Genomic DNA, 26,164 nt, shown 5'->3' with positions numbered 1-26,164 from the left:
TTGTATTTACATTACCACAATAGTAGAACGTTATCCGAATTATTTGACTGGCGAATTTATTCGCTACCTAGACGGTTCGCTCGGTTTCATCTCCCAGCTAAAGAGCGTGGGAGCCTTCACCCATCGCTTGAACGGTAAAGGTTTGAGCCGATTCGTCAGCTACGCCGACTTCCCGCCAATCCTGGAAGCCGAACCCCCCACGCCTCAAGACATGGTTCGCTGGCGCAAGCGCTGGAAATCTCCAATTGCCCCAGAGTTTTGGACAATATTCTATAGATATCAGTTCAACCGAGCCACGAGTGAATCGCAATTGCTAGCTTGGGGACAATTCGTTGCCCTTGTCAAAGGGTTGCTATCAACAGCCGCCCTACAACACCTGCGCCAAGCCTATCAGCTAGAACAATATTGGTGGCGTCACTTTTGAGAAAACACTGAATCTGATCGCTCTCCCTCAAAGATACAAAACTTAATTTTAGAGTCAGGTGAATTGTATCTAATTACATTGCCGTAGACAATTAGGCGTGGTAAAGTTCAATGTGGTGTAAAAGTACAGTAAACCCACCAATTTACCGTAGATTAACTCGGTACAATTAAATCACGGAACTGGAAAAAAGACAGGACTGGCAGGAAGACTGGGAGTTTAGGGAAATGGTAAGTGCGATCGCACAGAAAACTCAACTGGATATAGAGCGGGTCAATCAACAACTCGTTGATGCCGATGCCACCTCAATGGTTAAATGGGCAGCCGAAACCTTTGGCGATGGTTTGGTGATGAGTACTAGCTTCGGCATCCAGTCAGCGCTGATGCTGCACTTAGTCACTCGCATCGTGCCTGACATTCCGGTGATTTGGGTTGATACAGGGTATCTCCCCCCAAAAACTTATAGATTTGCTCAACAGCTAACTGAACAATTAAATCTCAACCTACAGGTATATCAATCGCCCATTAGTCCAGCCCGTATGGAAGCCCTCTATGGCAGACTCTGGACAAAAGACGATCCCGAAGCGCTGAATCAGTATGACTATATACGTAAAGTCGAACCCATGCAGCGAGCATTACAAGAGTTAGAGGCAACAGCATGGCTAGCCGGATTGCGGGCTCAACAGACACATCACCGTCAGACATTGCGTCCAATAAATATCCAGTCTGGGATGTACAAAGTATTACCCATTCTTCACTGGAGTAGCCAAGATGTCCATGACTACATCACGGAACATAATCTTCCCTATCACCCTTTGCGGGAACTTGGCTATGCGACTGTAGGGGATTGGCACTCTAGCCGCCCAGTAACTGCGGAAGATCAGCACGAACGCGATACCCGCTTCCGGGGAATCAAACAAGAATGTGGTTTACATCTACCACAGACTCAAGGTGAAGCCCAGAGTCTCGATTCCAGTTCGCTGTAAGTTGAGCTTGCTGATAGCCTCGTTCCCAGGCTGAGCCTGGGAATGCTACGGCGGAGGCTCTGCCTCCCGTAGTCGCGTCAGCCGCCAAGAGGACATTTCCAGGATGGATGCTGGAAACAAGAATTGGTAAGATGTGCTGATCCACTAACCTTGAATAAGGGCGGGTTTTGTTGTTCAGTTATTTCCGCAATAGCTGAGTGTAGTTCCTAAACCCGCCCCTACAATTGACAAACGTTCTGCTGAAACATCTCTACTTTTTCCCACCACTAATTGTTGTTACACCAAACAATGCTCTAGGGATTAGTTTGGTTAGATTTTGTTTGATTTTGTAGCCTTGCGGGAAGCCGTACCGATACCTGCAAGTGCGATTAAGCCCATGATAGAAGTAGGTTCAGGGACAGACTGAGAAGGATTGATTTGATCTCCTGTGACCAAAATGTTATCAAATGAGAGCAGTTCTGTTGATGCCGTAGTGTTAAGCTGAACTTTCACTTGTAATGTACTGCCATTACCGATCAATTCATTCACGGTTTGATTCGTGAAAGCTCCAGACTGGGTAATTAACTCAGCCGCTATAAACTCGACATCATCCAATAAATATGAAATGATAAAGTAATCTTTTTCACCAATCGGACTGTTTTCCTCGTGTTCAAAACTGGTATTACTAGCGAAAGCATCCAATGATAAAGCCAGGTTAGTAAATCCAGAAATATCGATTTCTGGACTGAACCACGCGGGAAATAAGGGCTCAGGATTGCCCCCAGAGGTACAGTTTACATTAGGACAACCTGCATTTGTATCACGAGCAGTGAAGGCTTCAGCCTCTACTCGGAAGTAATCAATTGAGTCAAACAGAGCCGCATCGTTTAACTCAATTAACCAATCCACGCCCACTACGTCTGTAGCCGCTCCGCCTGTTGCGCCTTTACCGTTTTGACCTGAGAAATCTTCTGCATACAAAGTAACGGCTGGTGCATTCTCAGGAACAACTATTACGCCGAAGACCAAACTTAAACTTGCCAATAACGTTTTGTTCATAATACTCATAACTGTTCTGTTTTCTAGGGTAGAGTTATCAGCTAGGCAAAGCAAGCGGATCAAGTTAGCTTCATCATCTTTTCATATAACCCAAACTGAAATCCCATGAAACCCTTGTACACCATTATATTATGGCGATTCGGCAGAGCGTAAAATTGAAAATTATGAAGTGAGGCTCCTCGCCTATTTAGCTGAGGTAGACTGTAAATTAACAAAAACTTTCCTGATCCCATCCTCAAAAAGACGCCATTCCCAGCATCGCCGTAAAAGCCCAATAGGAAATCCAGCCACTGACTAGAACCATCACCGGAACAACTAGGGCGGCTGTCTTTTCCGATAAATTCGCGATTTGCGTGCAACCACTATAAAGCGTCAGAACCGTGTAGCAGGCTGTGAATACGGTAATAATCACCATAAGTTGACTAGGCATATAAGACGAAATACCATTGGCGATCGCTAAAATACTTAAGGGTGTTAGTGTCGCCCCAGCGAGGAAACTATCCCCCGCCAAACTACCGGGATGACGCCGAATTAACCGAGCGATCGCACTCATCGCCGCTAGGATGATAAACGGGATCATCCCCACGCCGATTAACGGAACCAGGGAGACAGAAACCAGATCACGCCAGCCCGTATAAATACCCCAGACAAAAAAAGCATCAAAAATCGCCGCCAATAGTAATCCTACCACCATGGCTCGTTGGGAATCGAGACGGGCAAAACTGGGCAATAGTCCCCCCATAGGATTGAGTAAAAAGGACTTGATTGTAAAAAACGTGTCCCCCAGTAGCCCCATCAGATAAGCGAGGGGATTTCCTTTAGTGAAAACTCCCCGTTTTCCTGGCGTGTGCTTCAGCGTTCGCAACGTTTCTTGAACTAACTGATATCCCGTTTTATCCCCTTGTTCACGCAACAATTGGGCGGCTTGTTTCAAATCTGCGATCGCGCCTGCAAATTCTTTTAAATCTTTATGGGCTAAACCTCGTTGATAATAAGCTTTAGCATGATTTGGACTATATGCGATCGCTTGAGTATAAGCATCAATCGCCGCTTGAGTATATCCCAGTCGATAACGCGCTCTCCCCTGGTAGTAATAAGCTGGGGCAAACTGAGGATTAATCCTTAATGCTCGATTACAATCTTGCAGCGTTTCCCTAGCATTACCCAGTTTATAACACCCTGCGCCCCGTTCCACGTAAGCTTCCACAAAGCGAGGATTTAAGGAAATCGCTTGATTACAATCTTCAACCGCCCCCTGATAATTTTTAGCCAACGCCTTACTAACCGCACGCACATAGAAATCTTGAGCCGTCATTGACTCAGTTTTAGACTGATTTGGCTGAGGTTGAAACTCTTCGTCATACTGACGTCGCTTTACCCCATCCGAAAGCACCTGATACGCCTCACAAATCACTTTAAATCGATCTGTGGCGTCTGGATTATCAGGATGCAAGTCTGGATGGTATCGACGAACGAGACGACGATAAGCTTTTTTGATCTCCTGTTGTGTTGCTGTGGAAGAAACGCCCAAAATTTGATAGTAATTACAAGAATCCTGCATCTGATTTTATAGAGACATGCCATGCTACGTCTGTTCTAAAATGGAGTATTCAATAAATACTGTAACTACAACCATCCTTGCCAGTTATTCCTCCAATTTTATAAAATCTTCATTCCAATCCGCCCAATCCCTCTGCGTTCCTCTGCGTAAACCTCTGCGTTCCTCTGCGTTAAAAAAACATCATTTCATAACCGATTGAACCGAAAAGGGCGCAAGCCTTGCGCCCCTACCTTTCAATTTAACTAACAACCCCCGAATGACCCTTAATTTCGCCAATCGGTTCAAACCGTCCCCCTATATACTTACTGAGAAACTCTTCTGCGATCGCGAAAAAGTGAAGCCGATTCTCTGGACGAGCAAATCCATGTCCTTCGTCTGTATAAAGAGCATATTCAACAGGTTTATTTGCCTTTCGCATCGCCTCAACAATTTGTTCACTTTCGGCTTCTTTCACCCGTGGATCATTCGCCCCTTGACCAATCAGTAACGGCTTCTGAATCCGGTCAATAAAAAACAAAGGCGATCGCGCCTTAAGAAACTCCTCCTCAGTCTCCAAATCCCCTAAGCGATGGGCAAACATAGCTTTCATTGGTGCCCAGTAGGGGGGAATACTTTGCATTAAAGTAACCAAGTTACTCGGGCCCACAATATCCACGCCCGCTGCAAATACTTCTGGCGTATAGGCTAATCCCACTAATGTGGCATATCCACCATAAGACCCCCCCATAATTGCCACCTTATTCCGATCAGCAATCCCTTGGTCTACAATCCAATTAACGGCATCAATTAAATCATCATGCATTTTTGCCGCCCATTCACGATTCCCGGCATTTAGGAACGCTTTCCCATAACCTGTAGAGCCTCGGAAATTGACTTGCAGCACCGCATAACCCCGATTTGCCAACCATTGCACCGTTGGACTATAGCCCCAAGTATCTCGCGCCCAAGGTCCACCGTGAACCAAAAGCACTGTGGGTAAATTTTTCGCCTCAACGCCAACGGGTGTGGTGAGATATCCGTGAATCGTTAAACCATCTCGCGCTTGGTAGGAAATGGGTTGCATTGAGGCGAGTTGCAACGTTTCCAATTCGGGTTGATTGCTAAATAGCAATGAGTGGGATTTAGAGTCACGGTTATACACATAGTAATAAACCGGACCATTATCCGTGGCGTAGCCAATTAACCAGGTATCATCGGCTAAGGTGCGATTGGTAATAGCAAATTCACCCTCTCGGATTTGAGCGATCGCGTTAAAATCATCGGCAATACTTTCATCGAGGACTTGCCATTCCACTTTATCCTTGTAGAATGACACTGCCTGAATCTGGCGTTGAGTCGGATGGATAACCACACCGCCGATATCATACTGCTCATCAGCCGCCATTACGGTTTCTTGGCGGGAGGCTAAATCTAAAGCAATTAAACGTTGAGCATTAGCATCGTGTGATCCAGTAATATACAGGGTTTTGCCATCCTGAGAAAAGGTTACGGCAGATCCTTCATCATCGGGTCCCCAGTGGCGTAGTTGTTCCCAGGATTTATCGAGAGTCTCACGAAATAAAAGATCGGAACCGCCATCTGGCGTAGCTGCGATCGCGCCCCGAATCTGGAATTGAGCATCAGCTACCCAACTGACGATATTACCAGGGTTATCGGTATCAAACTCGACTGCCCCATTATTTAGATTAACCCGATACACATCAAATTTTTGGCGATCGTTGAGATTCATTCCCACCAAGATTTGATCTGGAAATTCTGGATCAAGGTCAATGGGTTGGGCTTTCACGCCTTGGAAGGGGGTCAAATCGCGCACTAACTTAGATTGGACATTCACCAAGTAGAGGTGAAAGTTTTCATCGCCGTCTGAATCTTGCAGATAAATAAGTTGGTTAGGATTATATGTCCAGACATAAAGGCGAATCCCCCGCTTTTGATCCGCCGTTAGCTGCTGATCATCATCTTTTCCCACGGTTCGCAACCAGACTTGCAACACATTCTTCTCATCCGGGGCGACATAAGCCAAATACTTCCCATCGGGGGATAGCTGAGGGCGGGTGCGATCGGGGTTCCCGAATAGGGTTTCGCGGGGAATTAGAGGAGGTAGTGCTTGAGATACTGAAGAAGTTGTTGCTGTTACCATCGTAGTTTACGGGTTCAATTGGTTTGGTTGTCTTAAGAGACACTGTAACGAATCTGGCGTGTTAGAAGCTACTTAGGGGTTTGTAGTTGCGCTGTCTTCGCCATCAAGCTTTGCATCGCCACAACATACGCTTCAGGAGTGTAAACAAAGGGCGCACGTCAGTTTAGGCGCACGTCGGTTTAGGGAGGATAAACAAAAACTTATAAAAGCGCTCAAGACGATTGCAGGGATGCAGGCAATGGCAGGTAAGGGTGAGAATGCAGTGAAGACAGCAGAGAAGATACTTACAGAGCGTAACTTGTACCTACCTGGAATTGCTTCATGGCTAGTCAAAACAGGCGACAAGGAAAACTTTAAACGCTTATTAATCCCCTGCGCTTACAATGTTGAAACTGCCTATCAAATGTGCGGATTAATAGCGCGACTCTATCCTGAACAAGCAGAATCAGTGGCAAAAGTCGTTACAGATTTGAATTAATGCGATTATGATAATTGAGCGCCATGCCCCAGCAAAGAGTTAATACTGATATTATCTAGTCCGCGAAGGCGGACTTTGTTTGTGTAGCCGTGACTTCCAGTCGCCTCGGCAAAAACGGGATTACTCTGTGTTTTCCAATTCCGACTCCTCCTCCGTAACATATTGATTCGCCACAGATCCAAATGACTCTAATGATTGAGTTGTCACCGCCTGAACCAGAAGAGTCCCTAGCACCTCAAGATCCTCTATCTTCCCAATTAATTCCCTCAATTCCTGCGGAATATTTTCAAACCGAACTTCAAGAATACGAATAATAGCTCCTTGTTGTCCCTTCCTGATTCCGATTCGCTCAACGCTGGTAATATAAGGCATTTTCCTCTCCTCTTCTAACGTTTGTATTTCTTGCCACAATCGATCCTCTTCTTTCTTCGGTAGGGCAATAAACCAATCGATTAATCGAAATAATTGAACAATATCCTCTCGCTTATACCCCCGCTCATATAAACTCTTAATCAGAGACAGCTTGCTTTCATATCCAACCCCAACATCTTTCCCTGCAACTTGGGCAGAAAGGTGTGCCTGTACTATCGCCGCCAATGGGTTTTGACTCCGAGCAAGCTCATCCATACTGTAATCTAGCAGTTTCACCACCGGAAATTCCAGTATTGCCCGACAACCCCACAATTCACGCTCATACCGACTGGGGCGCCAACCCGGTTGCTCGTCGCCGAGTATCCCCAAACTCACCACACTGCGACGATACCTATCGAAAATCCGGCTGTGGTACAAGTACATCCGCTCACTAAACTCACTTTGACGCTGTGATTGCACCTCTACATGGACAAGAACCCATTGCTCCTCCCCGCTACGACGCCAGACTTTCACTAGCTTATCCGCATCTCTCCTACCCGTTTCCGTCTCTCGCTTGATCTGTTGTAGCTCAGTGTCTAAAAATTCAAACCCTCGTTCCCAATCAATGTCCTCTTCTATCTGTGGATAGAAAAAATTCAAAAACTCCCGAAAATATAGCGAAATACTTTCCTTCCATGGCGAATCATATTCGCTCATCTTAGTCACTCCTCAATTTTCATCTTTGCCCTGATTTAAGTGGATTTATCGTGATACAATCTCACTGTTTTTTATTACCCGCCTCACCCCTAATAAACAACCTTTGGCATCAAAATTTGAGGAAAGGGTGACCCCATAGTCTGTAGGGGCGGGTTTTACCGATAACATGTCAGCAAAAACGGGTAACTTATGTAAACCCGCCCTGTTTCTGGTATTGTTAATTGATGAAAGCGTGTCGCCCCTACAGGTTGTTAATACCCTTGACTAATGACAAATCATGGACATTCGGGATGACGCCCCCCATTACTACAGATATATTGCAATTGATTGGTATCTAAATTTTTCGCCCGGGCAAAATTCACCCCCTGAACTTGCGCCCCCGACGTTGTTGCTGGAGGTTGTGTGATAAACTGATCCGACTTAATCGGTGTCGCTGTGGCAAACATCGCCCCCAGGAAATCCGTTCCCGTAATATTTGCCCCCCGTAAATCCACCGCACTCAAATTGGCATTCTGTAGCTTGGCATTTTGCAATTGAGCCTGATTCAAATTCGCCTGAACCAATTTAGTAGAACTCAAATCCGCATCCTGTAACTTAGCATGACTGAAATTTGCTCCCGATAAATCAGCCCCTTGCCAATTCGATTGGCTCAAATCCGCAAAGCTGAAATCTCCGCCAACAGCACTCACTTGACCAAGACTCCCCCCATGTAAATTCACAACAGACGCCTTTACCTCTCCTAAATTCGCCCCCGTCAAACTAGCCTTTTCTAATACCGCTCGCCTTAAATCCGCCCCAATCAGTTGAGCGCTGCTGAAGTTCGCACCAATGAGATAGCTATCAGCTAAATTTGCCCGATTTAGAATTGCCCGGATCAAATTCGTGCGAGCCATCAAAACATTGTTTAAATTTGCCCCGGTTAAATCCGCTTCCTTGAGTTCAGCCCCACTCAAATCCGCAATCCAATCATCAAATGTACCCCAGCGCTGATCCGCACCCGCTCCATAAAAACGGCTATTCTGGAAACTCGCCCCAGTTAATGTGGCGGAACGGAAATTAATTCCGGCTAGGTCGAGGTTATCTAAAACTAAGGTAAATTGAACAGAAAGGGTGTCCATTTGACTCAAGTCAGTGCGACTCAAATCCGCGTCGTGCAGATCACTGCTGTAAATGGTGAGAATTTTCGCGATCGCGCGATTGGTTGCTCGTTGTCGTAATGCGACTAACTGCTGCTCTCCCGGCGTTCCCCGAAGGGCTAATGTATCTCGATCATTTTGTAGCGCCTGATTCAACCGTTGTAGAGGCGGTAGGGCTTCAGGACCTTTACTCACCAAAGCTTGCTGTAGGGTATCAATTAGACTCGGCGTTTTTTCCTGTCCCAATAAATCCACCAGAAACGGCACAGCACGGGGATCATCCAGCCTTGCCAGCGCCAGAATCGCCGCCTGTCGTTCTTCTAAAGCCGTGGCTGAGGTAGAACTCAACTGCTTAACCAGCGCCAGAAATACCTGGTTATTCTGCTGGTTAAATTCTCGCCAATTTGCCTGACGTTGGATATACACCTGAGTCCCGACAAAGGTACCCAAAACCGATGCCATTCCCGCAAAGGAGAGAATCAGCAAGGTAGCTCCTGGATGGCGGCGCATCCACCACCACAGATTGGGAACTCGTCGGGATGGGGATTGGGAGGTGAGGACGATGGTGGTTACGGATGGATGAGTGGGCTGATCATTGGTTGATGCTTCGCTATGTTGATGCCAGCCGTTGTTAAATTCTAGGGTAACCGAGTGATCCCGACTGGGCGAACGCCAGCCGTTAAATGACCCAGATTCCAATCCCTGAGACGCATTCACCACGAATGTTCCTGCCATGCGATCGTGTAGGGTGCGGCGTCGTGAGTGAATCCAACCACTGCCATGTTCCACGAGCAGCATGACTCCCGCGAGTCCTAATAAGATGCCAAAGTCGGGAAATGCGCCCGTATAACGCCAAAGCAGATAGGCTGTACCCAGGGGCAATCCCCACCGTCCGACTGCCTCGCGCCAAACCGCCCGGATCAATCCCGGTGGTGTTCCCATCGGTGTCACCACCCGCAGCTTTAACCACTGTTTGGGCGTGGTTTGCCCCGTTTTACCCAATCGATAAAGCTGCCAACTGACCACCACTACAGGTATAACAATTGCCCCACACCAGAACAAGTTGGTCAGGGGGGCAACTTGGCGATTTAACCGCGCTCGTGGATATGCTAGAGTTTTCGCGATCGCCTCTTCTGTAGCCGCAACCACAGGGTTTATGGGAACGGGTTCAGCCGGGGAATGGTCTTTGGCATACTCGCCGATACTGTACGGAATGACCGCACTCGCCGCCACGAACGAGACTTCCAGAACCACTGCTGCCAACCGCCTGGTCATCATCGGAAACGCCCGGTTTAGTCGCAGTGAAAATGAGCGACTAACCGCTTGATTATTGACTTGTTTTATGGTAGGGCTAGTCATATTCAACTCTCACGCGACGAGGATAAAGGGTGGGCGATTATTGGGGAGACTTAGGGGTAATGAAAAATTTATACACTACGTAGAGGATTATTCCCAATAGGGCAAGGCTAATCAGTGACGTAATCAGTTGGAAAACGCTCTTGAGTAGGGATAGACTCAGGCTCCCGCCGACAATCACCACAATAACTTTACCAACGCTAGGCAGGTTGTTAAACCAAGCAGTGATTTGATTGAACCGTCTTTTCATCGGATAAGTGTTATAGAAAGGCGGTTGAAAGGGATTGCCCACAGGCGTGGATTGGTCCTCGTCTCGATTTGGTTCCATCTGCCAAGAGAATTAGGTTATAGAAAAAGGTTATATTTTTTGATTCTAGAGGTTGAGGCAAGGTTTTGGGCAATTCTTCGGGGCGAGGGATGAAAGAGTTTTCCCTGTTCCCCGTTCTTTGTCTAATGACGAATGATAAAGGCGTGACACTTGACAAACAGGAACAGAGTTGGTTTCAGGCGGTCTATTAATTTAAGACGATGAGTTTGAAAATGACTCAAACCATAGTGGAGCCTAAGATAATGAAACGACTAAAACAGTGGATGATTCTTCCAACCACGTTGGCGATGCTGTTAGCGAACGCAGGGTTGCTACATAGTCAGACTGTGCAAAGATTAGCGCCAGGATTTAATGCCCTGGAACTCCAAGGCACTTCCGTTCAAGGGAACAATTGCCAAGTGGGTAATGTACAACCGCAGTATACAATCACATTGGAACAAGACTTCGGTTCTCTAAAGTTCAGCGTACAAAGCGCAGGTCAATCGGCTCTGATCATTGAGCCATTGAATCCAGCCGGTGAACCTGTGGCAAGTGCTAGACAATGTGTGCTAGCCTCTGCGCCAGGGCAAACCGTTGAAGCACCTGGATATTGGGAAGAAGGCACTTACCGTATCTATATCGTTGATAGCGCTGGAGGGCAAAGTTATACCCTCTTAATTAGGCAGTAGTATTGACATCCTCACCGCCCTACAAGGACGATGATTCCTACCAGTCGAAGAGTGATAACTGTTCGTACTCTCGGTGGGTTGACGGCTCACCACACACTGCCTCAACTGAGGTCTTACAAGCGCTCCCCGTCCGTTTAGAGTCGTGGATCTGCCCGACCCCGACTTTTTCTATATTTGTCGATGCGTTATCATCCCGGTCGTGTTCTACGCCGCAGTTGAGGCAAACAACCGTCCTTACAGATAGGTCGAGTTTGCCCCAGCGATAACCGCATTCAGAGCAGCATTGACTGGTTGGCTCCCATCGACTGATAACAGCGAAGTCGCGGTTATACTTATCGGCTTTTGCGCTACACATCGACCGGAACTCATACCATCCAGCTTGGCTAATTGCCCGTGATAGCTTACGGTTTTTGAGCATACCGCCAACGTTCAAATCCTCCAAAGCAATCACTTGGTTTTCGTTGACCACTTGGGTGGATAGCTTGTGCAGAAAGTCTTTGCGCTTATCCCGGATTTTGGCATTGAGCTTGGCGACTTTGAGTCGCATCCGATCACGCCGCTTCGAGCCTTTTGTACGCTTGGCTAACCGCCTCTGAGCGCGTTTAAGTTTACGGTAGAGGCGACAGGAATCTGGACTATTGATTATGAAGCCGTTGGAGCAAGCGGCAAAAGTTTTCAGCCCTAAATCAATCCCGATAGATGGGTTTTTAGCCGGTCTAATCTCCGGCTCTACCTCAACCACAAAACTGAGAAAATAGCGGTTAGCACAATCTTTGATAACTGTTACTGAACTAGGCTTTGACGGTAAGGGTCTTGACCATTTCGTTTTGATGTCGCCAATCTTAGCTAAGTAAACCTTGGATTTTTTAACCTTAAATCCACCTTTGGTGAATCTTGCTGTCTGCTTAGAACAGCGAGACTTAAACTTGGGTAGATTAACTTTTTTGCCCTTCCTATTTCCCTTACAGGATTGGAAGAAATTGTAGAAGGCGACACCTAGATCAGCTATAGACTGCTGTAGTGGGATGTTTGAGACTTCACTCAACCATTCTCGCTCAACGGTTTTCTTAGCCTGAGTGATGCAAATCTTTTGCAGTTCGCTATTTTTGGGAAACTTCTGGGACTGCCGACACAGCGCCAGTGCATCATTCCACACCACACGGACACAACCAAACAAGCGGGCTAACGACTTCTGTTGCCCTGGCGTGGGATAGATTCGGTAGTTGTGTCTCGCTTTCATGGTGCTATTTATTATATGTTGGTCTGCCAAATTAGACAACTATTTCATGTTTTAATTGAGTATCCCCCTAAGTTATCGATATCCCAAATTATTAATGCGCTTGCATGGGGTGTCTAGTCGCCGTTATGGACAAGCTGGATACACAAACGAGAGCAAAAACAAGCTTTGGAGTCCTAGCTACTTTGCGGTTTCTGTTGGTGGATGCCCTCTTGAAGTGCTGAAAAAGTACATCAGAAATCCAAGCCGTCCTTGAAGGACGGGAAGCCTGAACCCAAATTTCCGGTCATTGCTTGAGAAAGGAACTTGCCAGAACAGAACTGGCGTTGGTTTCAGGAGTCGATGGGAGTTTTTTCCTAGGGAGTGAGATACCCATGGGTCTTTCAACTCGCTTAATCTTCAAGCTGCTTCACTGAAACCTCTACGGCGTCTACATCAATCGTACCTGGCGGCGTCAAGCGGTTAAATTGACCCTGTTCGACTTTCAACAATTCGCCACAGTTGGGACAGCGACATTCGGTACGATTAAATCCAGTAAACTCGTAGGCGCAAACGGGACATTTATCCTCAACCAAATTACGCTGTAACCACCAGCGAAAGCCAACCCAGCCAATGACTGGCGCTAGGATGGCTAACCCAATCAGAATTAAGAATCCGTTGACCAGCCAGCCCAAGCCAACTGTTCCCAGTAATAAAAATGTGGCTAATAGGGTGAGCCAACAGCCCACGCCTGATAGGTTAAACTGAGCAAGTTTAGGATCGTACTGGTTCACGGTACTTGGAAAGAAACTGACTATCTCCATCCTAGTTCACATCAGGTTTAACCTGAGAGGTTCATACCAACAAGGTTTTAACTGCTGATCACTTCTGGTGATACAGATTGCCCTAACCGGGGTTCAGTACCGGCGAGTAGACGCTGAATATTGGCTTGATGTCGTAATATAACATATAGCCCCGCCATAACCCCAAATATCTGGTAAGGCAACGGTTGGGCTAAGACTATCATCAAAACAGCAACCGCGATCGCAGCCGCAATAGAACCCAGAGAGACAAACCGCGAGAAACTGACGACCCCAATAAAGATTACCAATACACTCAACGCGACAAACCAAGACATAGCCAATAAGACGCCTAACCCTGTGGCGGCTGATTTTCCTCCCGTAAAGTTAATCCAAATCGATTTGCTGTGACCCACCATCGCCACCAAGGCGACGACAGCCACCAACCAAGGTTTCCAGGTATCTGGGATCACGGATGTTCCCGTTAGGGAAAAGAAGCCATGCACCAAAGCAACAGCACCAACTCCTTTAGCCGCGTCAATCAGTAAAACAACGAAAGCCGGACCTTTTCCCAGGTTTCTCAAAACATTGGTAGCCCCCGTCGATCCCGAACCGACCTCCCGAATATCAATTCCTTTAACCAGACGTCCAGCCAAATATCCAGTCGGAATTGAGCCAAGTAAGTAAGCGGTAATCAGCAGTAGCCCAATCCAACTCAACTCAAGCATCATCGTTTCAAACCCTCCACAATTAACAATATAAACTTTCTGGGAATAGCGGGACTAAAATAAAAATCAACGCCAAATAAAGCCAATTGTCTTCGTAATCCTCCTGTTCAATTCTGCCACAGGATCAAGCTATAGGCACAAAAAACTAATATAAAAGCACAGATTAAGGAAAAAAAATAGACATCTCCTGAAATCCGACTTTTTCCTAGACAGGAGCAAAGTTTCAGATTCTTTTTCAGCAAATGTCTATTGTTTATATCAGCTTACCGCCATGGTAGATAGCTGTCTGTACTCAGATTTAATTGCCACCAACGTAATCCTTGCTCAGTCGCCAATAGTGATGAAAAGTTGGTTTTCCCCAGGTGCGGTTGGCAACCACACCGATGCTGTTTTGACAATTATTGCCAATCAGACCTAGGGCATATTCGGGGTATGCCTTGGGTTGGATGGCGTAAGTGTCGGGATCTCCGCTGACTGGAACCAATACCCAGGACTGCAATTCAGTTTGGCTGCGCCGTTGCAACCTTGGATACCCGTCATTCCCCGGTTTGGCTGGTGCTTGGAGATACAACTGCTCCTTGAAGGTGACATCTTTCTCCCAGCATTGGATGTAGTAAGTGCCATCGGTCTGCTTGGTCAGCAGCCACAGGTGTCCTTGGTATCCTGCTGTAGTATTAGGAGGATCAAGGTTCCAGGTATGGACATAATCGTTGACATTGGGACTGTAACCGATTGATTGTAAATAAGTACCTGTCACATGGTGAATGAACATCCAGGTACCGGAAACATCATCTGGGCGTGTGACCATATCTTCATCCTCGGGTTCAATTGGGGGTAGTTCTGGAACGGAACTTGGAACTGTGATTTTGACGGGTTTGCCGCCAAGGATTTCGCCGTCAACGACGACATCAAGGGAGCCGTTGAAGACCTGAGTTTGGCTGGTGGCTTCTACTGTGCCAATCCAGTCAACGTCAAAGCTAAGTTCATGGTCTTGATCTCTGCTCAGCGGACCATAACCATCGCTAGGTGCGATCGCAACGACAAATGGTGCAGTGGCGCCGCTAGCTACCAGACTGACGTTCCCAATCGCAGTGATCTGTGCTGCCAATTCTGTGGTAATTGTCTCCACAATCGTGTCGGCACTGACACCTTGGACTAGCTTGCAACCCGTTGCCTTGGCGATTCGGCTCCCTTGACCAGGGGTGCCACCAGGCTCTCCGCATCTAGACCTAAACGCGCTGGAGGATCTTACGGGATCGTCGTCGAGTCCTGCAGGAGCACGATAGTTGGTGTTCATGGAAAGCGCCAGCACTTTGATCTTCTCTGCCACGAGCTTGGCGGTGACCGATGCCTCGGTGATGTCGTAGGAAAGGTTGGAAATTTCTTTGCAGACTGAGTCGTGACCAGCCGCGTCGCCAAACCAAACAATAATCCGCTTGGCATCTGCACGCCAACCGATCTTACCACTTGGTGGTTCGGCTACTTGATCGAGTCCATAAAACTGAGCTTCTGGCGTGTCCTGACCGGGGGAGGTTGTCCAGGCATCGATCGCGGCTTTGACGGCGGCGATATCGGCGCTCAGGCTACATTGGTGGGCGAATCCGTAAGGATGTTCGTCAGCAACCGGAGCCGGAAAGTCCTTGTAGTCGCCAACCCCGAACCAGACATCTGCCCCTAAGCCCTGGATTCTGGTCATAGCATCGAGGATGCCGCTCTTGACCGCCGCGATCGCATTATTCATGCTACCCGTTGTGTCGGCGAGAAAATAGGCATCCACTTTCGGGACTACCCCAGATTTCGGGATAGTTACCTTCACCACTTCGGCGAAGGTCTGATCCATGGATAGGGTCAGATCATTCGTCGCGGGTGAAACCTGAATCGGAATACTCATTAAGTTGAATATCTCCTTTGCATTTAAGCAAAAATTTTTGCCTTCAACAGGCAGTTGCTATCTTTGATCACTGAGCATTAGCCGGAAATTCGGTCAGTCGCCAATATTCATGCCAAGTTGGTCTTCCCCAGGAGTTGCTGAGGACTATATTATGGCCGTTGGTACAATTACCTTGATCAAGACCCAAGGCACAATTGCTGAATCTCTTCGATTGGATGACGTAAGTGTCGGGATCACTGGTGACTGGAACCAATACCCAGGATTGGAAATCGTTAGTTTCTTCGCGGGGTCGCAACATTGGGGCAGCGCTTTGCCCAGGTGTGTTTGGCGCTTGGAGATACAACAGCTGGGTAGAATCCCGGGTCTGGATCAGGTAAGTTCCATCGGTCTGCTTGACCAGAACCCACAGGTGTCCTTGCTGAGGTACCGCAAAATTTCGAGGAGGATCCTCCGCCCATACCTGAACCACCCGATTCAAAGCAGGAGTGTAACCACGAACTATAAAATAAAGACCCGTCACTTGGTGAATCAACATCCAGGTACCGGAACGATCATCTGGGCGTGGCATGGTAATTTCCTCATCAAGTGGTACTGTAATTGTGACGGTCTTGCCGCCAACGACTTCTCCATCGGCAATGACATCAAGGGAGCCACTAAATACCTGATCCTCGTAGGTGGCTTCTACTGTGCCAATCCAGTCAACGTCAAAGCTAAGTTCATGGTCTTGATCTCTGCTCAGCGGACCATAACCATCGCTAGGTGCGATCGCAACCACAAATGGTGCGGTGGCTCCACTGGCTACCAGACTGACGTTGCCAATTGCAGTGATCTGTGCTGCCAATTCAGTTTTGATCGTCTCCACAATCGTGTCGGCACTGACACCTTGGATAATTTTGCCACCCGTAGTCTTGGCAATCCTTGTCCCTTGTCCGGGGGTGCCGCCCGGATTGCCGCAGAATGGCTGATACCCTGTAGCTTTCGCTTTTGGATCGTCGTCCAGCCCCACCGGAGCGCCGCTGCTGCTCAAACTTAGGGCTAGCACCTTGATCTTTTCTGCCAATAGTTTCGCGGTGACCGATGCCTCGGTGATGTCGTAGGATAGACCGGAGATTTGCTGGCATACGGCGTCGTGACCGGCTGCGTCACCAAACCAGACGATGATCCGCCGAGAATCAGCACGCCAACCAATCGTGCCACCTGGTGCTTCGGCAAGCTGATCGAGGGCGTAAAACTGAGCCTCGGGAACGTCTAGACCTGGAGTGACCGTCCAGGTAGCGATGGCGGCTTGGATCTCGGCTGTGTTGGCACTCAGGCTATGCTGGTGCAGGAAGGCGTAGGGATGTCTGCCAGGATCTGGAGCCGGAAAGTCTTTATATTCGCCAACCCCGAACTGGACATCGGCTCCTAGCGCCCCGATTTCGGTTAGGACATCCGATATACCAACTTTGACAGCATTGATCGCATCCCTCATGCTACTGGTCGTGTCTGCCAGAAAATAGACATCCACTTTCGGGACTACCCCAGATTTCGGGATAGTTACCTTCACCACTTCGGCGAAGGTCTGATCCATGGATAGGGTCAGATCGTTCGTCGCGGGTGAAACCTGAATCGGAATACTCATTAATTGAATATCTCCTTTGCATTTAAGCAAAAATTTTTGCCCTCAACAGGCACAATTCCCAACGGTCTGATAGAGTATTTAGTTCCTTTCTTTTACATTGACGATGACAGTTGTTCGCGCTTGACTTCTCCTTGGTGTAAATAACCAAGGATTCTCAAAGGATACTCCGAAGCAGGTTAAAACACCGTTCCTGGAGTCGCCTGTGACAGTTGCGTAAGTTCTGTCAATTTTTGATTGTCATAATTCCAGCAATACTTGTCAATATGAAAAAGTAAAGAATTATTAAGCATACTTTATAGCAATTCTAAATAGGTTGTGGCAATTTTTTCCAAGGAGATCTTTGCTATGTATTGGTTTCAAGATGCTCACCTTTCACAACTCATTTAGAATCGCTATATATTATTAATAATTATTCATTTGCTGAGGATCTGGAGCAAAGGCTAACCAGAGAGGAAATTGCAGAATTGAAAGACGAATCTGGTCTTCTGTTTCATCAACAATGATTAAAGGAAGTTGTTTCTGGGTCATCAACCGATCCGCTTTTTGCACCAGGGCTGATGCTTCCTCAAATAAAACCACCCCCCGTTCCGGACCAAAATCACTGCGGGAAATGCCCAGACAATCCTGCAATCCTCTGCGCCATTCTCCTAGCCGTTCAGGGCTATTGGCAAGAACCAGAGTGCGTAGTCTATCACCGTAAAGCGTCCGCAGAACAGACATCACGGCGGAGGCGACCAAAATATTTTGCAAGCGGCTACCGATAGTGCGAATTGCCCCACGCCCCCCTTGAGTAAAAAACCAATTGGACACTCGCTCCCCATGAATTGGCTCAAACGTGCGCCGCAATTGCCAAGGCGGACCATAGTAATCTGGCATCTTGCGGTATTGGTCAATAATGTCCCGAATTTGCCGGATCTGATCTTGAAACGCCTGTTCAGCAAATTTGGGTGTAGGCGAAGAGGCTGGCGGCTGTGGTTCATCCATCCTAGGTTGGAACGATTCTGCTGTCGGTTCCGCTAATTCTAACTGTTCAGCCGCCACAACCAAGTCTTGTAAACTGCCAACCAAATAGTCTTTAAAACCCTGCACCCGAATAGCTAATTCTTGAGACACCCCAGCAAATGTGGTTCGCATTTCCGTGCGAATGCGTTCTCGGCGGCGTTCGAGTTGCTCCACAGAAATCAAAAGGGCTTGCTTGCGCTGCTCTAATTCGCTTAACCCTTCTTGGAGCATTTGTTGGATGGTGGCTTGGGTTTTGGTCAACTGATCCGATAAAATCTGATTTTGGCTGGCTTGTAACTGGGCAATTTTTTGCCTCAACTGCTGTTCTTGCCACTCAAGGTCAGCTATCCTTTGAGTGAAATTCGCCACTGTTTCCTGTTGATCACTTGATGGCGTCATCTGATTCTCATCATCTGGCGCAGGTAAGTCTAAAGCCTTTGAATTGTCAGCTTGTGGTTGTGTCACGTCAGATTGGTAAGATAGCTCAATTAAGGGCTCAGGTCTTTCTGTTTCGGGTTTTTGCTCTGGAGATTTTTCATCAAATACCTCAAGGATTGGTTGTTGTTCTGGATTGGATTCCTGGCTTTGTGGTTCGTCTGAATTCATTGAATAATTAGTATCTGAATAATGATTTACACTCCCAACCCCTAAACGGTGGGATTATTCGCAAGGGTGAGTTACCTGGCAAGAGAGCCTTCGATCAAAGGTGTTCTCAAGCCTAAGCATTAATTTGGCAAGGCATATCGAAAATCAATCTCAAATCTGGGGACAGCGCTCCTCTAAGCAGAGTTTAAGCTGCTTGGAATCAAATAAAATGGGCAAGAAGTGGATGCTATTAACTTCCTTAAAATAGAAAAGGATTGGAAATGATGACCAGAAGATCCGCCAATTTGACCAGTCTTTATAAGGAAAACGGCGAATGAGAGTCTGGGAACGATAGATATCCAATGCGGTTTCGGTAAATTGCAGACGGATGGTTACCGCTTGAATCATTAAAAATAACCCGAAAAGAGAAATGAGTAAACCAACCCAAATTTGGAGCAGCACAATAGGTATACTGCCCACAACCAATACCAAAGGAATCGCGTAGCTAGGGGCAAGTTCGATGGTTTGGGTTGATGAAGATGAAGAAGTAGCAGAGGTCACTTGACTAAATTTCCGTTGTTTATCGACATAATCGATCTATTTTAATATACCCCTGATTACAGAACTGCACTGCCTGTGCCTTGGAACATCAGCCACGATAAAAAAAAGTTAGTGATGAAAATGGCGAGTAAAGCTGTGACGACTGCCGTTGTCGTGGATTGACCGACTCCTTTGGCACCACCAGTAGTGGTCAATCCCCAGCTACAGCCAATGACGGCTATCAGCATCCCAAATACAGCGGCTTTAATCATCGCCGTAAACAAATCCCAGATTCCCAGGAAATTCCGGGCGGAATCCAGAAACACAGATTGGGGAATATTGTAGAAATTAATGGCAATCAATACACCTCCTGTCATGCCGAGAATAATCGAGAGAATTGTCAATAGCGGCAGCATTAGACAGCAGGCAATGACACGAGGAATGACCAAATAATCAATGGGATCAGTTTTGAGCATATAAAGCGCGTCAATTTGTTCAGTCACGCGCATCGTGCCAATTTCAGCCGCAAATGCTGAACCTACTCGTCCGGCAATAACCACAGCCGTTAACACAGGCGCAAGTTCCCGGCTCAATGCCAGTGCCAAAACCCCTCCGATGGCTGTAGTTGCCCCAAAGTTAATAAATTCTCGCGTTACCTGAATGGTAAACACTGCACCGATAAAACTAGCCGTGATCATGGCAATAGTTAGTGAATCCGGACCAACGACTGCCATTTGATCGAGGGTATTGCGTCGGTGGATTTTGCCACCGAGAAGATGAACGATGACTTGACCGCCTAATAAAATGGCAGCTAGCAAGCGCAGAGTCCACAATCCTAAGCTAGAACTGGAGGGGGTTTCATTCATCGATCATTTGTCATTTGTCATTTATTCTTTGTTGCTGTGGAATTGGTTGATACGCCCTTTCGCAAGAGAGTGTATTTGTTAGCAAACATTACTGAAAAAGTATTGGACTACCTGCTCTCACTTGATTCCACACGGAAACGTTCTACAGAATTTAGTAGATCTCGTGCCACACCGACCAAGTTTTGCAAGGCACTGGACACCCGTTGGGCTTCCTGAGATGTTTCTTGGGCAGTTAGCTCAACCGATTGCATGACTTGGGCAACAGCACGGGATGTTTCGGTTTGCTCAACTGTATCCGCTTTAATTGCCCGCACCAGAGCATCAATGCGATTGGACACTTGGATAATGTCTTCCAGTGCTTGTTTGGCTTGCTCTGCCCGTTTGGTTCCATCAATAACCTGCTGAGTGCCTTCTTCCATCGCCGTCATTACTGACCCGGTTTCGCTTTGAATCTGCATGACGATTTGCTCAATTTCTTTGAGTGCCTTGGCTGAGCGATCTGCCAGTTGCCGCACTTCATCAGCAACGACGGCAAATCCTCGACCCGCCTCTCCAGCTCGAGCTGCCTCGATACTGGCATTGAGCGCTAACAGGTTGGTTCGGGAGGCAATTGTGGAAATTACGGCGACAATCTTAGAAATTTCCTGGGAAGATTCAGCCAGACGCTTGACTTTTCGCGTTGTTTCTGCTACTGTTTCCCGGATTTGTAAGATACCTGCCACCGTATGTTCTACAGCGTGACCTCCTCTGTGAGCGACATCAGCAGCGGTGTGGGCGACTTCCTCGGCTTCCCGGGCGGCTTCAGCGACTCGCTGGATTGAGTCGGTCATCACCTGAACGGAGTTGAGGGTAACTGCCAGTTCCTCGGCTTGGCGCAAGGCGTCATTGGATAAACTGCCGGCAAAGGCCGCACTTTCAGTAGAACCCTTGGTTACTTTACGCGCGGCATCTTTTACCTGTTGGACGATTTCCCGTAGATTTTGAATGGTTAGATTAAAGGAGTCAGCCACGGCACCCAAAACGTCGGCTGTCACTTCAGCTTGAACCGTCAGGTCACCGCGTGCGGCTCCTTCAACATCATCAAGCAATCGAATCACCTGGCGTTGCAGGTCTTCTTTGGCTTGTTCTTGTTCTTCAGCTTTCCGGGTGGCTTCGCTGGTGGTGGTTAGGATCACTCGCGCCATCTGATTGAAACCCGAAGCTAGCTGACCTAGTTCTCCCTCGGAGTAGATGGGGACACTGACATTAAGATTCCCCTGAGCAACGGAGTCAAACTGGGTTTGTAAATCTGCTGTAACCTGTTGAATCTGGCGAGTGGTGATCCGACCCAGATATAGGGTAATGCCAAAACTGGCAGCAAATGCCGCACCACTGGCTAAAGCATGGGCGAATTTGAGATTTGCGATCGCTCCTTGAGCTTGCCCTTCGGATATTGCACTTCGGGCAGTAATACTTTGTGCCGAAAAACTCACTATGGCAACCACAAAAGCGGAGGCAATCCCTGCGGCAAAAGACGTAATCCACTGTTTATGATTGAGGGAAGCATTTTCAAAGGGAGCCAGCCATCCTTGCTCAACATTAACTATCGCCTCGTGTCCCCCCTCTTTGGTTTGATTAAAAACTGGGAGTTGTTCAGTTGAGCTACTAAGACTGAATATTTCTTCATCACTATCGCTTGAGCGATACCCCTGAGCAGATTTCTGATGAGCGGCTATACTATCTCGGACGGCATCGCCATTTTCGCTAACTCCCCCACCTTCGCCTGCTGCTGGTACTACCCCACTGTTACTTAAGACATCAAAATCTGATTCCCTCGCACCGGGGTCAGATAATTCATCCTGATCGTCTATAGCGAAATCGGGAAGAGAGCCTAAATCATCTTCAAATACATCAAAAACGTCTAAAAACCCCTCTTGAGTATTTTGATTTTCTTCAAGTTCTGAAAAGCTTTCGGCATCAGCTTCAGCTATGTCATCCATGGTGAAAGCATCGTCAAAGCTCTCAAAGTCAAACGGATCGGGAGCGTTAAATCCATTTTGATCAAAGTCTGGCTCGTCCTGAGTGTACTCACTTGCGTCAAATGCCTCAATCGCTTCATCCGTCTGTGCTCCTGAATAGTCAAACTCATCCGTATCCGTTGGCAAAGCCTCCCCCAACTCCGCTGAATCCATCAGTAGGGTTTCGTCTTCATAAACGGGGTAATCTGTCTGATATGACTCGTCGATAGATTCCTCATGCCAACCCTCCATTTCCCGATCCACTTCCGATAAGTCTTGGTCGAAATGGGATTCGGATTCATAAGATGGTGAGAGATCCTCCTCAGAACCTTCAAATTCAGGGATGCTACCAGGGGGCATGACAAAAGTTGCCGCCGTATCATCCTCAGACGCCCCTGGTGAAAATTCCTCAAAGTTATCCTGATAATCTGCCTCGGTAAATGGGCTCTCATCTAGAGCAAAATCACTCGATTCTTCTTGATAATCTGCCTCAGTAAATGGGCTCTCATCTAGAGCAAAATCACTCAAAGAATCCTGATCATTTTCCCAATCACCACTATCTTCGTCTAAACCAGGCAAGGCAAATGGGTTGGACTCATCTGCATAAATTGGATCATCTGTCGTTTCTGATTCATCAATAAATGAACTGTCCAAGGGTTCAGTAAAGGGCGAAGATGAAGTTGAGTCAAAATCATCTCCCATTCCCACTTCATCCAAATCTAAAGCCCCTAAATCGAAATCCTCCGACTCTTCAATCGCTTCTGAGCCTTGCCAGGTTTCTAGTGTGGGGACTTCATTCAAATCATCCGTTTCATCAATATCCTGGAAACTGTTATCGAATTCTTCTGTGGATGGGCTTGAATCGACAGGATCGAACTCATTTGGCAGTTGACTAGCATCTTCTAGACCTTTATGAGCATATTCGATAAAATCAGGTTCAGACGTTAGATTAAGGACTTGTTCGTAGTGTTCCCTTGCTTGATCGTACTGCTGTAGACCATAGCAACAGATATGACCCTTAAGTAACAAAGCACTTGGATCATTGGGGAACTCTTCTATCAACCGACTAATAATATCGGCAGCTTCTTGGTATTTGCCTTGTGCGTAAGCCGTTTGCGCTTGTGTATATTCCTGGACGTAATCCGTACTTGATGCCATTGACCTCCTCCCGTTGCTCACCAGGAAAAAGGAAAAAGCAAACATTTGCTCTCTTTTTCCTTGCTTGTACTATTCATTCATGCTGCCCACCGTGCTGCTCGTAGAATTGCCACCTGATCGAGAAGTCGTAAAAATTGATTGGACTCTGGATCTAATAACCACTCTCCTTTTAAAAAAGGTGCCATCGTATCGGGAACATTCATTGCTATTTGTAATTGCTCCACATCTAACCAATCCATATCCACAATTCGCTCCACCGCTAAACCGAGCATTGTATCTTGGTCTTCGATAGCAATGACGGGAATTTCGGCTCGATCTGTATTGACGGGTATCGCCTCTCCCAGAAATTGACCTAGATCACCCACCCAAATGACCCGACCTCGCATGTTTATCGTCCCTAGTAATAAGGGAGAAGCATTCGGGATGGGGGTGATCTGGTTGGGAGATGGTTCAAGCACTTCTTTAATCCCAGTCGCTGGTAAAGCAAATTCCATACCAGAAGGGACGTAAAACCGCAAGTGCAATTCACCCTCAGGACTTTCTAATTCTTGCAATTCCGGGGCTTGATCTTGACCAGTATCTGTTAAAAAATCCGGATTTCCAACCATTGGCAGCTAGAGTCTTAACTATATTTATGACCGGAGTAGCTGTTTGACTGTACCAATCAACTCGGTGGGTTGAAAGGGCTTAGCGATGTAGGCATCTGCTCCTTGCTTCATTCCCCAATATCGATCAAATTCTTCGCCTTTTGAAGAACACATGACCACGGGTACATTTTGGGTTTTGGGGTCAGCCTTTAAACGACGACAGACCTCGTACCCATTCATACGAGGCATAACAATATCTAATACCACTACATCAGGACAAGAATGCAGAATATGTTCTAAGGCTTCCACTCCATCGCTGGCTACAGAGACCGTCAACCCACTGCCTTTGAGGAGGTCTGAGATCATCTGTCGTTGTGCCAAACTATCTTCTACAACCAAAACTGTACTCATAACCCCCTACCTGACTTGCCAATAAGCGCACAAATTTTGAACGTGAACTGAGCTATACCCTTGAGCTATACCTTTAAACATAGATAGAGTAATGATTAATGTATCCTTTATGGTAGCTTCATCCTGTACTGACGCCCCGCCTCCATTGTGACAGGCTCAACGGCTAAACGGAGCAGGGCGTATGGCGGCATGAGTCTATGAGGTGATTGTAGCGGAAGAATTACCTTTATGCTTGTCACGCGATCGCTCTTTTTAAGCCGATGCTGACTTGGTGATATCGGTTGCCTCTACCTCCTCCTCTCGGGTTGGGCGGGAACTATCGAAACCCATTTTTTCCGGATCTCCTGGACCTACGTATTTCTCCAACAACATCAACAGCTCACTTGCTCCAAACGGTTTAGTCAAATAGTCCGTTGAGCCTACCATGCGAGCTTTGACGCGGTCAATAAAGCCATCTTTGCCCGTCAGCATGATGATGGGAGTTTGTCGAAATACCGTGGATTGCCGTAACATGCCACACAGTTCATATCCATCGAGTTTGGGCATGACTACGTCACATAAAATTAGAGCGGGTTTGATTTGAAAGAGTAAGCTCAGAGCTTCGAGGGGATTTTGAATCGCCGTTACTTCATATCCTTGAGCTTGCAACATATACTCGACAGTCTTGCCAACTGCCTTGTCATCATCAATACAAACCACCGATGGTGCATAATCTGAATAGGTGGATTCCCACGGTTGTCGAACCGCGAGGGTTTCTTGGGGTGTTGAACTCAGCAATTGAATCCAACCCCTTTGGATATAGGGATAAATAGCTCGGGTGACAGTCAGGATGTCACGATTGAGATAGCGAGCCATCTGCCGCAAAGAATTCTTGCCATTTGCCCACCGTTGTAGGGTTCTAAATGCATTTTCTGGCAATCGAGCCTTTAATTTAGTTTCATCAGTAATCACCGGGCATTGATTGGGGGATTGGATATGAGGATGAAATTGCTTCCACTCCTGTACTTGCTTCATAATCTTGGTCACTAGGGGGGCAATTTCTAAGGTGGTAAGTTGGGGCGCTAATGCTGGACCGACCTCGAATACAAAATACCCATTGTGGAGGCTAAGCAGGTCAAATAGGGTTTCATGCACCATACTGCGGAGGATGCTGCGCCCTTGAGCCGGCGTGATAATATGGTTTTCTAACAAAGCCCAAAGATAGCCGTATTCGGGAGCATTAGTTGAATCAATCGAGAGTTCTTCTATGTTATCTAAAGCAGTTTCGGCTCGATAGCGACGCAGGTAATCGCGCAGTCGTGACAAACTGTGATCACTGTTTGCCGCGTAGGCAATTTGTCCGTTGAGGAAAAAAACAAACCAAAATGGTCCAGGGCGACGGGGTGGGGTCTCTAGGTAGGAGCGTCCCTGGGTAAATTTATGAGTCACATCACTACCAAGGCTATTGGCGTGGAAGCTGTGCGCCTCAACTAACAGTTCTCCTGTGCGCTGACCCAGTTCGATCAGTTGCAGGATACTGCGGATATCAATTTCATTTAACGTTCCCTGCATTTTAAGGAAAATGTACTCCTAAAACCTTGCG

Annotated in this window: 22 protein-coding genes and 1 pseudogene; 5 read left to right on the top strand and 18 right to left on the bottom strand. The window is 47.2% G+C overall.

The window, feature by feature from the left end:
• The first annotated feature begins 4 nt into the window (after positions 1-4).
• Entirely contained in the window at positions 5-424 is a 420-nt protein-coding gene (locus RLO19_RS07640; RefSeq protein WP_446355245.1) for a hypothetical protein, read from the top strand.
• Positions 425-648: 224 nt separating this feature from the next.
• A complete protein-coding gene (locus RLO19_RS07635) occupies positions 649-1,407 on the top strand; it encodes a phosphoadenylyl-sulfate reductase (RefSeq protein ID WP_446355243.1) in 759 nt (252 codons plus the stop codon).
• Between the two features lie 309 nt (positions 1,408-1,716).
• On the opposite strand, the gene RLO19_RS07630 is transcribed toward RLO19_RS07635, so the two are convergent.
• From RLO19_RS07630 to RLO19_RS07620, 3 genes are all read right to left on the bottom strand, one after another.
• Positions 1,717-2,454: a PEP-CTERM sorting domain-containing protein gene (locus RLO19_RS07630; protein WP_446355241.1), complete on the bottom strand. Its 738-nt coding sequence runs from the start codon at positions 2,452-2,454 to the stop codon at positions 1,717-1,719.
• Positions 2,455-2,680: 226 nt separating this feature from the next.
• Positions 2,681-4,006: a DnaJ domain-containing protein gene (locus tag RLO19_RS07625; protein ID WP_446355239.1), complete on the bottom strand. Its 1,326-nt coding sequence runs from the start codon at positions 4,004-4,006 to the stop codon at positions 2,681-2,683.
• Between the two features lie 238 nt (positions 4,007-4,244).
• Positions 4,245-6,146 (bottom strand): S9 family peptidase, encoded by a 1,902-nt coding sequence (locus RLO19_RS07620; protein ID WP_446355237.1) that lies wholly within the window; start codon positions 6,144-6,146, stop codon positions 4,245-4,247.
• Between the two features lie 238 nt (positions 6,147-6,384).
• On the opposite strand from RLO19_RS07620, the gene RLO19_RS07615 reads away from it, so the two are divergent.
• Entirely contained in the window at positions 6,385-6,624 is a 240-nt protein-coding gene (locus RLO19_RS07615) for a hypothetical protein (protein ID WP_446355235.1), read from the top strand.
• A gap of 120 nt (positions 6,625-6,744) precedes the next feature.
• Here the strand turns inward: RLO19_RS07615 and RLO19_RS07610 are convergent, their stop codons facing one another.
• The 3 genes from RLO19_RS07610 to RLO19_RS07600 form a co-directional block, all read right to left on the bottom strand.
• Positions 6,745-7,692 (bottom strand): transposase, encoded by a 948-nt coding sequence (locus tag RLO19_RS07610; protein WP_446355233.1) that lies wholly within the window; start codon positions 7,690-7,692, stop codon positions 6,745-6,747.
• Positions 7,693-7,967: 275 nt separating this feature from the next.
• Positions 7,968-10,187 (bottom strand): pentapeptide repeat-containing protein, encoded by a 2,220-nt coding sequence (locus RLO19_RS07605; RefSeq protein ID WP_446355231.1) that lies wholly within the window; start codon positions 10,185-10,187, stop codon positions 7,968-7,970.
• A gap of 37 nt (positions 10,188-10,224) precedes the next feature.
• Entirely contained in the window at positions 10,225-10,512 is a 288-nt protein-coding gene (locus RLO19_RS07600; protein WP_446355229.1) for a hypothetical protein, read from the bottom strand.
• 242 nt (positions 10,513-10,754) lie between these two features.
• Between RLO19_RS07600 and RLO19_RS07595 the strand changes: the two genes are divergently transcribed.
• The gene (locus RLO19_RS07595) at positions 10,755-11,180 is read left to right on the top strand and encodes a hypothetical protein (RefSeq protein WP_446355228.1); all 426 of its coding nucleotides are present in this window, start codon (positions 10,755-10,757) and stop codon (positions 11,178-11,180) included.
• A 37-nt stretch (positions 11,181-11,217) separates the two neighbouring features.
• On the opposite strand, the gene RLO19_RS07590 is transcribed toward RLO19_RS07595, so the two are convergent.
• Positions 11,218-12,420: an RNA-guided endonuclease InsQ/TnpB family protein gene (locus tag RLO19_RS07590; RefSeq protein WP_446355226.1), complete on the bottom strand. Its 1,203-nt coding sequence runs from the start codon at positions 12,418-12,420 to the stop codon at positions 11,218-11,220.
• Between the two features lie 45 nt (positions 12,421-12,465).
• Between RLO19_RS07590 and tnpA the strand changes: the two are divergent.
• Positions 12,466-12,673: pseudogene (gene tnpA, locus RLO19_RS07585) on the top strand (IS200/IS605 family transposase); the annotation flags it as partial.
• A 136-nt stretch (positions 12,674-12,809) separates the two neighbouring features.
• On the opposite strand, the gene RLO19_RS07580 reads toward tnpA, so the two are convergent.
• From RLO19_RS07580 to RLO19_RS07530, 11 genes are all read right to left on the bottom strand, one after another.
• Positions 12,810-13,190 carry a hypothetical protein gene (locus RLO19_RS07580; protein WP_446338696.1) on the bottom strand — a complete coding sequence of 127 codons (381 nt, stop codon included), beginning with the start codon at positions 13,188-13,190 and terminating at the stop codon, positions 12,810-12,812.
• 77 nt (positions 13,191-13,267) lie between these two features.
• On the bottom strand, positions 13,268-13,927 hold the full coding sequence (plsY, locus tag RLO19_RS07575; RefSeq protein ID WP_446355224.1) for a glycerol-3-phosphate 1-O-acyltransferase PlsY: 660 nt from the start codon (positions 13,925-13,927) through the stop codon (positions 13,268-13,270).
• Between the two features lie 295 nt (positions 13,928-14,222).
• Entirely contained in the window at positions 14,223-15,815 is a 1,593-nt protein-coding gene (locus RLO19_RS07570; RefSeq protein ID WP_446355222.1) for a hypothetical protein, read from the bottom strand.
• A 67-nt stretch (positions 15,816-15,882) separates the two neighbouring features.
• Complete coding sequence (locus RLO19_RS07565; protein WP_446355220.1) at positions 15,883-17,361, bottom strand: RICIN domain-containing protein; 1,479 nt, start codon at positions 17,359-17,361, stop codon at positions 15,883-15,885.
• Between the two features lie 477 nt (positions 17,362-17,838).
• Positions 17,839-19,044 (bottom strand): DUF3086 domain-containing protein, encoded by a 1,206-nt coding sequence (locus RLO19_RS07560; protein WP_446355218.1) that lies wholly within the window; start codon positions 19,042-19,044, stop codon positions 17,839-17,841.
• A gap of 150 nt (positions 19,045-19,194) precedes the next feature.
• Entirely contained in the window at positions 19,195-19,584 is a 390-nt protein-coding gene (locus RLO19_RS07555; RefSeq protein WP_446355216.1) for a DUF3119 family protein, read from the bottom strand.
• Between the two features lie 56 nt (positions 19,585-19,640).
• Positions 19,641-20,429, bottom strand: a complete 789-nt coding sequence (locus tag RLO19_RS07550) for an MlaE family lipid ABC transporter permease subunit (RefSeq protein WP_446338691.1) — start codon at positions 20,427-20,429, stop codon at positions 19,641-19,643.
• A 107-nt stretch (positions 20,430-20,536) separates the two neighbouring features.
• Positions 20,537-23,584 carry a methyl-accepting chemotaxis protein gene (locus RLO19_RS07545; protein ID WP_446355214.1) on the bottom strand — a complete coding sequence of 1,016 codons (3,048 nt, stop codon included), beginning with the start codon at positions 23,582-23,584 and terminating at the stop codon, positions 20,537-20,539.
• 77 nt (positions 23,585-23,661) lie between these two features.
• The gene (locus RLO19_RS07540; RefSeq protein ID WP_446338689.1) at positions 23,662-24,192 is read right to left on the bottom strand and encodes a chemotaxis protein CheW; all 531 of its coding nucleotides are present in this window, start codon (positions 24,190-24,192) and stop codon (positions 23,662-23,664) included.
• 24 nt (positions 24,193-24,216) lie between these two features.
• Entirely contained in the window at positions 24,217-24,582 is a 366-nt protein-coding gene (locus tag RLO19_RS07535; protein WP_446338688.1) for a response regulator transcription factor, read from the bottom strand.
• 252 nt (positions 24,583-24,834) lie between these two features.
• Positions 24,835-26,133, bottom strand: a complete 1,299-nt coding sequence (locus RLO19_RS07530) for a response regulator (protein ID WP_446355212.1) — start codon at positions 26,131-26,133, stop codon at positions 24,835-24,837.
• Between the last annotated feature and the right edge of the window lie 31 nt (positions 26,134-26,164).

It is taken from the genome of Coleofasciculus sp. G2-EDA-02 (assembly GCF_040226375.1).
Lineage (GTDB): Bacteria > Cyanobacteriota > Cyanobacteriia > Cyanobacteriales > Coleofasciculaceae > Coleofasciculus.
The sequence above is the reverse complement of the archived record's forward strand: the minus strand, read 5'-3'. Positions and strand labels throughout refer to the sequence as shown.

Excerpts from the sequence above, each read along its gene's own strand:
- RLO19_RS07605 (WP_446355231.1), bottom strand. The coding sequence starts at position 10,187 with ATGACTAGCCCTACCATAAAACAAGTCAATAATCAAGCGGTTAGTCGC.
- plsY (WP_446355224.1), bottom strand. The coding sequence starts at position 13,927 with ATGATGCTTGAGTTGAGTTGGATTGGGCTACTGCTGATTACCGCTTAC.
- RLO19_RS07560 (WP_446355218.1), bottom strand. The coding sequence starts at position 19,044 with ATGAATTCAGACGAACCACAAAGCCAGGAATCCAATCCAGAACAACAA.
- RLO19_RS07610 (WP_446355233.1), bottom strand. The coding sequence starts at position 7,692 with ATGAGCGAATATGATTCGCCATGGAAGGAAAGTATTTCGCTATATTTT.
- RLO19_RS07540 (WP_446338689.1), bottom strand. The coding sequence starts at position 24,192 with ATGGTTGGAAATCCGGATTTTTTAACAGATACTGGTCAAGATCAAGCC.
- RLO19_RS07620 (WP_446355237.1), bottom strand. The coding sequence starts at position 6,146 with ATGGTAACAGCAACAACTTCTTCAGTATCTCAAGCACTACCTCCTCTA.
- RLO19_RS07595 (WP_446355228.1), top strand. The coding sequence starts at position 10,755 with ATGAAACGACTAAAACAGTGGATGATTCTTCCAACCACGTTGGCGATG.
- RLO19_RS07630 (WP_446355241.1), bottom strand. The coding sequence starts at position 2,454 with ATGAGTATTATGAACAAAACGTTATTGGCAAGTTTAAGTTTGGTCTTC.
- RLO19_RS07535 (WP_446338688.1), bottom strand. The coding sequence starts at position 24,582 with ATGAGTACAGTTTTGGTTGTAGAAGATAGTTTGGCACAACGACAGATG.
- RLO19_RS07615 (WP_446355235.1), top strand. The coding sequence starts at position 6,385 with ATGGCAGGTAAGGGTGAGAATGCAGTGAAGACAGCAGAGAAGATACTT.
- RLO19_RS07550 (WP_446338691.1), bottom strand. The coding sequence starts at position 20,429 with ATGAATGAAACCCCCTCCAGTTCTAGCTTAGGATTGTGGACTCTGCGC.
- RLO19_RS07570 (WP_446355222.1), bottom strand. The coding sequence starts at position 15,815 with ATGAGTATTCCGATTCAGGTTTCACCCGCGACGAATGATCTGACCCTA.
- RLO19_RS07590 (WP_446355226.1), bottom strand. The coding sequence starts at position 12,420 with ATGAAAGCGAGACACAACTACCGAATCTATCCCACGCCAGGGCAACAG.
- RLO19_RS07625 (WP_446355239.1), bottom strand. The coding sequence starts at position 4,006 with ATGCAGGATTCTTGTAATTACTATCAAATTTTGGGCGTTTCTTCCACA.
- RLO19_RS07545 (WP_446355214.1), bottom strand. The coding sequence starts at position 23,584 with ATGGCATCAAGTACGGATTACGTCCAGGAATATACACAAGCGCAAACG.
- RLO19_RS07600 (WP_446355229.1), bottom strand. The coding sequence starts at position 10,512 with ATGGAACCAAATCGAGACGAGGACCAATCCACGCCTGTGGGCAATCCC.
- RLO19_RS07530 (WP_446355212.1), bottom strand. The coding sequence starts at position 26,133 with ATGCAGGGAACGTTAAATGAAATTGATATCCGCAGTATCCTGCAACTG.
- RLO19_RS07635 (WP_446355243.1), top strand. The coding sequence starts at position 649 with ATGGTAAGTGCGATCGCACAGAAAACTCAACTGGATATAGAGCGGGTC.